This window comes from Phocaeicola coprophilus DSM 18228 = JCM 13818 (genome assembly GCF_000157915.1).
Lineage (GTDB): Bacteria > Bacteroidota > Bacteroidia > Bacteroidales > Bacteroidaceae > Phocaeicola > Phocaeicola coprophilus.
This window is the reverse complement of record NZ_EQ973654.1, coordinates 1-538: the sequence shown is the minus strand read 5'-3', so window position 1 is coordinate 538 and position 538 is coordinate 1. Positions and strand designations below refer to the sequence as shown.

General features: G+C 35.5%; 1 protein-coding gene. It reads left to right on the top strand.

The window, feature by feature from the left end; all coding sequences use genetic code 11:
* Positions 1 to 445 (top strand): IS4 family transposase (locus tag BACCOPRO_RS16775; RefSeq protein WP_008145499.1); only part of this gene is annotated, 445 nt, incomplete at its 5' end.
* Positions 446 to 538 lie beyond the last annotated feature (93 nt).

Genomic DNA, 538 nt, shown 5'->3' with positions numbered 1-538 from the left:
AAAAATGCTGAAGGATGGTACAATTCTGAATCATCATGCCCGTATCATTACCTATGTTGATATTAAAAAGCACAAACTGGTTTCATTGCTTACAAACGATATGGAATCAGATCCAAACGAGATTATAGAAATATATCACAAACGTTGGGAAATAGAGTTGCTATTCAAGCAAATAAAACAGAACTTTCCCTTAAAATACTTCTATGGGGAAAGTGCAAATGCGATTAAAATACAGATTTGGGTGACACTTATAGCCAATCTGTTGCTTATGGTAATGAAAAAGAAACTGACTCGTTCCTGGAGTTTCTCCGGTCTTGCAACAATGATGAGGATTACACTTATGTATTATGTAGATTTCTACAGTCTTTTCAATCATCCGGAAAAAGATTGGGAAACTCTTCTGGACGTGAGGCAGAAAGAAGATTGTCAACTATCTATTTTTTGAAGGGGCTTGGAATAACAAAATAAGACTCGACCATTGAGTATACAAGGCCGAGCGATATTCTTTTATATTCAATCGATTTTATCGGACAGCAAT